Source organism: Limibacillus sp., assembly GCA_037379885.1.
Classification (GTDB): domain Bacteria; phylum Pseudomonadota; class Alphaproteobacteria; order Kiloniellales; family CECT-8803; genus JARRJC01.
The window spans coordinates 25,623-32,149 of the sequence record JARRJC010000034.1 but is presented as its reverse complement, the minus strand read 5'-3'; the positions used below and the strand labels follow the sequence as shown (position 1 = coordinate 32,149).

Annotated in this window: 7 protein-coding genes; all 7 read right to left on the bottom strand. The window is 67.7% G+C overall.

Annotated features, from left to right (window positions below):
* Positions 1–178: 178 nt before the first annotated feature.
* Entirely contained in the window at positions 179–796 is a 618-nt protein-coding gene (gene leuD / locus P8X75_11005; GenBank protein MEJ1995719.1) for a 3-isopropylmalate dehydratase small subunit, read from the bottom strand.
* Positions 797–835: 39 nt separating this feature from the next.
* Positions 836–2,248: a 3-isopropylmalate dehydratase large subunit gene (leuC, locus tag P8X75_11000; protein ID MEJ1995718.1), complete on the bottom strand. Its 1,413-nt coding sequence runs from the start codon at positions 2,246–2,248 to the stop codon at positions 836–838.
* Positions 2,249–2,460: 212 nt separating this feature from the next.
* Positions 2,461–2,916, bottom strand: coding sequence for a 50S ribosomal protein L19 (rplS, locus tag P8X75_10995; protein MEJ1995717.1), 456 nt, complete (start codon positions 2,914–2,916; stop codon positions 2,461–2,463).
* Between the two features lie 54 nt (positions 2,917–2,970).
* Positions 2,971–3,732: a tRNA (guanosine(37)-N1)-methyltransferase TrmD gene (gene trmD / locus P8X75_10990; GenBank protein ID MEJ1995716.1), complete on the bottom strand. Its 762-nt coding sequence runs from the start codon at positions 3,730–3,732 to the stop codon at positions 2,971–2,973.
* 130 nt (positions 3,733–3,862) lie between these two features.
* Positions 3,863–4,363, bottom strand: coding sequence for a ribosome maturation factor RimM (rimM, locus tag P8X75_10985; protein ID MEJ1995715.1), 501 nt, complete (start codon positions 4,361–4,363; stop codon positions 3,863–3,865).
* A 34-nt stretch (positions 4,364–4,397) separates the two neighbouring features.
* Complete coding sequence (gene rpsP / locus P8X75_10980) at positions 4,398–4,952, bottom strand: 30S ribosomal protein S16 (protein MEJ1995714.1); 555 nt, start codon at positions 4,950–4,952, stop codon at positions 4,398–4,400.
* Positions 4,953–5,031: 79 nt separating this feature from the next.
* On the bottom strand, positions 5,032–6,483 hold the full coding sequence (ffh, locus tag P8X75_10975) for a signal recognition particle protein (protein MEJ1995713.1): 1,452 nt from the start codon (positions 6,481–6,483) through the stop codon (positions 5,032–5,034).
* Between the last annotated feature and the right edge of the window lie 44 nt (positions 6,484–6,527).

The window sequence follows — 6,527 nt, the reverse complement described above, 5'->3', positions numbered from 1 at the left end:
CTTCGAGACGGCCCCGTCCCGGGACCTCCTCAGGATGAGGTTGGGCGCAAACTCATACTGTGGCGGAGAGGGCTTGGTACAAGCTCCCGCCTCATCCTGAGGAGCGGACGAAGGTCCGCGTCTCGAAGGATGGGCGGCGCCTTGCCTCCCCTGCTTCCTTGCCTCCCCCCGCGTTACCTCAGGCCCGCGCCCCTGCGCCGTCCAGCCAGGGCTGGGCCGACTGGCGCTTCTCCTCATAGGAGTCGATGACGTCCCCGCGCGCGAGTGTCAGGCCGATGTCGTCCAGACCGTTCAAGAGGCAGTGCTTGCGGAAGGGCTCGATCTCGAACTTCACCGCCTCGCCGGAGGGACGCGTGATGGTCTGCGCCTCCAGATCGATCTTCAGGCTAGCGCCCTGGTTGGCGTCGGCCATCAGCGCCTTCCTCTGTTCCGGCGTCACCACGATGGGCAGGATGCCGTTCTTAAAGCAGTTGTTGTAGAAGATGTCGGCGAAGGAGGTGGAGATCACGCAGCGGATGCCCGCGTCCAAGAGCGCCCAGGGCGCATGCTCGCGCGAGGAGCCGCAGCCGAAGTTGTCGCCCGCCACCAGGATCTGGGCCTGCGTCCAGGGCTCCTTGTCCAGGACGAAGTCCTTGGGGTTGCCGTTCTCATCCGTGCGCAGCTCATGGAACAGCCCCGCGCTCAAGCCGGTGCGCTTGATGGTCTTCAGGTACTGCTTGGGGATGATCATGTCGGTGTCGATGTTGGTGATCGGCAGAGGCGCCGCCGTCCCCGTCAACTTGTCGAATTTCTGCATGGCGTTTCTCGTCCTTTTCTTTGGCGACCGGGGGCGGCGTTACTGCTCCATCAGCTCGCGCACGTCGGTGAGGTGGCCGGTGAGGGCGGCGGCGGCGGCCATCATGGGGCTGACCAGGTGGGTGCGTCCGCCCCGGCCCTGGCGGCCCTCGAAGTTGCGGTTGGAGGTGGAGGCGCAGCGCTCGCCCGGCGCCAGCTTGTCCGCGTTCATGGCCAGACACATGGAACAGCCCGGCTCGCGCCAGTCGAACCCGGCCTCGATCAGGATCTTGTCCAGCCCTTCGGACTCGGCCTGCTCCTTCACCAGGCCGGAGCCCGGCACGACCATGGCGCGGATGCCCTCGGCGACCTTGCGGCCCTTGGCGACCTCGGCCACGGCGCGCAGGTCCTCGATCCGCCCGTTGGTGCAGGAGCCGATGAAGACGGTATCGACCTTCACCTCGGAGAGCGGCATGCCCGGCTTCAGGCCCATGTAGTCGAGCGCGCGCTGGATGGTCTCGCGGCGCGTCTCGTCCTCCTCGGCGAGGGGATCGGGAATCTTGCCGGTGATCGGCAGCACGTCCTGCGGGCTGGTGCCCCATGTGACCTGCGGGACGATCTCCCCGGCCTTCAGCACCACTTCCTTGTCGTAGGTAGCGCCTTCATCGGAGGGCAGGGTCTTCCAGTAGGCGACCGCCTGCTCCCAGGTTCCGGCCTTGGGCGCAAGGGGGCGGCCCTTCAGGTATTCGAAGGTGGTCTCGTCCGGCGCGATCAGGCCGGCGCGCGCGCCCGCCTCGATCGACATGTTGCAGATGGTCATGCGGCCTTCCATGGAAAGCTCGCGGATCGCCTCGCCGGCGTACTCGATCACATGGCCGGTGCCCCCGGCGGTGCCGATCTTGCCGATGATGGCGAGGATCAGGTCCTTGGCCGTGGTGCCGGCGGGGCGCTTGCCCTCGACCGTGATGCGCATGTTCTTGGCGGGCTTCTGGATCAGCGTCTGGGTGGCCAGCACGTGCTCCACCTCGGAGGTGCCGATGCCGAAGGCCAGCGCCCCGAAGGCGCCGTGGGTCGAGGTGTGCGAGTCGCCGCAGACGATGGTCGCGCCCGGCAGGGTGAAGCCCTGCTCCGGCCCGATGATGTGGACGATGCCCTGGCGCGCGTCGGCGACCTCGTAATAGGGGATGCCGAACTCGCGGCAGTTGGCCTCCAGGGTCTCGACCTGGATGCGGCTCTCCTCGTCGGCGATGCCCTTGGCGCGGTCGGAGGTCGGCACGTTGTGGTCGGCCACGGCCAGCGTCTGGTCCGGGCGGCGTACCTTACGGCCCGCCATGCGAAGCCCTTCGAAAGCCTGGGGGCTGGTCACCTCGTGAACCAGATGACGGTCGATGTAGATGAGGCAGGTGCCGTCCTCGTCCCGTTCCACCACATGGCTGTCCCAGATCTTGTCGAATAGCGTCTTCGGCTGGCTCATGGCCGCTTGGTCTCCGTCTGTCTGCTGGTAATGAAGCGGGCGGGAGAATAGCGCCAAGCGCAAGAAAGGCAAAGGGATTGAGGGCGCATGGCAGGAATGCGGCCCGCCGGAACGGAAAAGAAGCCAAAACGCCCGCCGACTCTCTTAGCGGAGCGGCGGGCGTTTGGCGGCAATCTGCGGGCGGTCCCTCGCTGGACCTGCCCGGGCTCGTCTTAGCTGTCGGTCTTCTCGGCCTGGGCGGCGGCCTTCTGGGCCTCCTTGGCGGCCTGGGCGGCCTCGCGGTCGGCCTGGGCGGCCTTGGCGGCGGCGCCGGTGGTGGCCTCGGCGATGCGCGCGGACTTACCGCGGCGGCCGCGCAGGTAGTAGAGCTTGGCCCGGCGCACGTCGCCGCGGCGGATCAGCTCGATCGAGTCCAGACGCGGGCTGTAGAGCGGGAAGACACGCTCGACGCCCTCGCCGTAGGAAATCTTGCGCACCGTGAAGGAGGACTGCAGGCCGCGGTTCTTGCGGGCGATGCAGACGCCTTCGAAGGCCTGCACGCGCTCGCGGTTGCCTTCGACCACGCGCACGTTCACGCGGATGGTGTCGCCGGGGGTGAACTCCGGAATGGTCTTGCCCTCGGTGAGCTTGGCGACCTGCTCCTGCTCGAGCTGCTGGATCACGTTCATGACTCTCGTCCTTCCTTTGCCGAGGCGGGTCCCTTGCAGGGAAACCAAGCGCCTCTAATCCTCTTTCGTTCCGTCTTCGTCGTCCGCTGGCCGGTAGGCCGCCCAAAGGTCGGGCCGCCGCCGCCGGGTGATCTCCTCCGCCTCGGCGAGACGCCACTGGCGGACCTTCTCATGGTGGCCCGAGGTCAGAACCTCCGGCACCGCGCGTCCCTGCCAAACGGCGGGCCGCGTAAAGTGCGGGTACTCCAGGAGTCCCCGCTCGAATGACTCTTCGCCGCCGCTGTCCTCGTTGCCCATGACGCCGGGCAGGAGCCGTATCACGGCGTCCATAACGATCAGCGCGGCCATCTCACCGCCGGAGAGCACGTAGTCGCCCACGCTCATCTCCTCGACCCCGTGCGCATCCAGGACGCGCTGGTCGACACCCTCGTAGCGGCCGCAGAGAAGCCGGATGCCCGGCCCCGCCGCCAGCTCGCGCACGCGCTCCTGAGTCAGGAGACGGCCGCGCGGGCTCAAGTAAATCAGCGGCCCGGGCCGGTCGGCGACCGCTTGGATCGCCTCGTCAACCACATCGGGCCGCATCACCATTCCCGCGCCGCCGCCGTAGGGCGTATCGTCGACGGTGCGGTGTTTATCGCGTGCAAAGCCGCGAATGTCCAGCGTTTCCAGGCTCCAGAGCCCCTGCTCCAGCGCCTTTCCCGCAAGGCTCGCGCCCAGCGGTCCCGGAAAGACTTCCGGGAAGAGCGTCAGCAGCGTCGCGCGCCAGGGATCGTCTCCCGTCGCAGCTCCCTGCCTGTCCCCGCTCGCCTCCGCCACAGACCCGGCTCCCTTCCTTAAAAGGCGGGCCCTTTCAGGCCTCCAGGGGCGAAGCGGGCGCCGTTATGCCTGCTGCCGTCCCGCTTGTCCAGCCCCGCCTTCGCACCTGCCCCAAAAGCCGATCAGGGCTTCAGACCTCGTAGGGCGGATCGATCACGATCCTTCCGCCTTCAAGGTCCAGCTCGGGCACCACCTCCCGCGTGAAGGGGTAGAGCTGGGAGCGCTTCTTGTCCTCGCCCACCTCGATCAGGTCGCCGGCGCCGAAGTTGTGGACCGCCAGCACCCGGCCGAGAGACTTTCCGCTACGGGTCTCCGCCGCCAGCCCGATCAGGTCGGTGTGGTAGACCTCGTCTTCATCGGCTGGCGGCAGGCGGTCCCGCTCGACATAGAGCCGCACGCCCTTCAGCGCCTCAGCCGCGTTGCGGTCGGCCACCCCCTCCAGCGCCAGCAGGGCCACGCCCTTCTGCTCGCCCTTGAAGGTGACGGTCCAGCGCCGCCCGCCCGGCTCGTCCGAGAGCGGGCCATAGGCGGCCAGTCCCTGGGGCGTTTCGGTGAAGGGCTTGACCTTGACCAGTCCCTTCACCCCATGCGCCCCGGCGATCACGCCGAGACAGACGCGCGTATCGCTCACGGCTGCCTACCGCCCCGCCTGGGAAAGAAGGACCTCAGCCCTTCTTCTCTTCCTCTTCAGCCGGGGTCTCCTCGGCGGGAGCCTCTTCAGCGGGAGCTTCCTCGGCAGCAGCCTCCTCAGCCGGAGCTTCCTCAGCCGCAGCCTCTTCAGCCGGAGCTTCCTCGGCGGGCGCTTCCTCGGTAGGCGCTTCCTCGGCTGCGGCCTTGGCTTCGGCGGCCTCGGCTTCGGCGGCCTTCTTGGCCTCCTCGGCGTCCTGCAGCTTGGCGTCGCGCTCAGCGCGGCGCTCCAGGGTCTGCTTGGAGGGCTCGGCCTTCGTGGTCTGCTGCGGAATCGAACGCTTGCCGAGGCCGGCCTGCTCCAGGAAGCGCAGCACGCGGTCGGTCGGGGTCGCGCCGACGGAGATCCAGTGCTGGATGCGCTCCTGCTTCAGGATCACGCGCTCGGCGTGGTCCTTGGCCAGCATGGGGTTGTAGGTGCCGACGCGCTCGATGAAGCGGCCGTCGCGCGGGGAGCGGCTGTCGGCTACCACGATCGAGTAGAAGGGGCGCTTCTTGGCGCCGCCGCGGGACAGACGGATCTTGAGGGACATGGGGTTCTTCCTTTCGTTCTTTCGTAAAGTCGTTCTGTTAAGTCGTTCTGTTGTCCGGTTCGCTAAATAAAGTCTCTTGTCAGCCGAAGGGGCCGCGGCCGCCGCCGCCCATGCCCCCACCGCCCATGCCGCCGGGCGGCATGCCGGGCAGGCCGTGACGCATCAGGCCCTTTTTGCCCATCTTCTTGACCTTCTTCATCATGCGGTTGGCCTCCATGTGCTGCTTCATCAGCTTGTTGACCTCCTGCACCGTGGTGCCGGAGCCCTTGGCGATGCGCTGCTTGCGGCTGGCCTTGATGAGTTCGGGGCGCTTTCTCTCCTGCTTAGTCATGGAGGAGATGATCGCGAGCTGCTTGTTGACCATGGAGTCGTCGATCTTGGCGTCTTTCAGCTGGTCCTTGATCTTACCGACGCCGGGCAGCAGGCCCATCATGCCGGAGAGCCCGCCCATCTTGAGCATCTGACGCAGCTGGGAGGCGAAGTCGTCCATGTCGAACTTGCCCGCCTGCATCTTCTTGGCTAGCTTCTCGGCCTCGTCCTGCTCGATGGTCTCGGCGGCCTTCTCGACCAGGGAGACCACGTCGCCCATGCCGAGGATGCGCCCGGCGATGCGCTCGGGGTGGAAGACCTCGATCTTGTCGATCTGCTCGCCCGTGCCGATCAGCTTGATGGGACAGCCGGTGACCGCGCGCATGGAAAGCGCCGCACCACCGCGCGCATCACCGTCCACGCGGGTCAGCACCAGGCCGGTCAGCCCGACCTTCTCGTTGAAGGCGCTGGCGACGTTGACCGCGTCCTGACCGGTCATGGCGTCGGCCACCAGCAGCGTCTCCGCCGGTTGGGCGGCGTCGCGCACGGCGGCGACCTCGGCCATCAGCTCCTCGTCGATGGCCAGACGCCCGGCGGTGTCCAGCAGCACCACATCGTAGCCCTCGCGGCGCGCGGTCTGCAGCGCGCGGCGGGTGATCATCACCGGGTTCTCCATGGGCACGATCGGCAACGTGGCGACCGAGGCCTGGAGACCCAGCAGCGCCAACTGCTCCTGCGCGGCCGGGCGGCGCACGTCGAGGGAGGCCATCAGGACCTTCTTCTTCTCGCGCTCAGTCAGGCGCTTGGCGATCTTGGCGGTGGTGGTGGTCTTGCCCGAACCCTGGAGGCCGACCATCAGGATCGGCACCGGCGGGCTGGCCTTGAGGTTGAGGCCGAGAGAAGGCGACTGCCCGGGCTGCGGCGGCTGTTTGCCTCCCTCCTGGCCCTCCTCCGGCGCGCCGCCCAGCATGGCGACCAGCTCGTCGTGGACGATCTTGACCACCTGCTGGCCGGGCTGGACCGAGCGCAGGACCTCCTGGCCCACGGCCTTGGCCTTCACCTGCTCGACGAAGTCCTTGACCACCGGCAGGGCGACGTCGGCCTCGAGCAGCGCCACGCGCACCTCGCGCAGCGCTTCGGAGACATCGGCCTCACTCAGCGCGCCGCGGCGCTTCAGGCTGTCGAAGACGCCGCCCAGGCGTTCCTGCAAAGACTCGAACAAGGCTAAACGCGCCCCTTCTCTTCCCTCGTTAAGGCCGCCGCCCC

Excerpts from the sequence above, each read along its gene's own strand:
- leuD (MEJ1995719.1), bottom strand. The coding sequence starts at position 796 with ATGCAGAAATTCGACAAGTTGACGGGGACGGCGGCGCCTCTGCCGATC.
- rplS (MEJ1995717.1), bottom strand. The coding sequence starts at position 2,916 with ATGAACGTGATCCAGCAGCTCGAGCAGGAGCAGGTCGCCAAGCTCACC.
- leuC (MEJ1995718.1), bottom strand. The coding sequence starts at position 2,248 with ATGAGCCAGCCGAAGACGCTATTCGACAAGATCTGGGACAGCCATGTG.
- rpsP (MEJ1995714.1), bottom strand. The coding sequence starts at position 4,952 with ATGTCCCTCAAGATCCGTCTGTCCCGCGGCGGCGCCAAGAAGCGCCCC.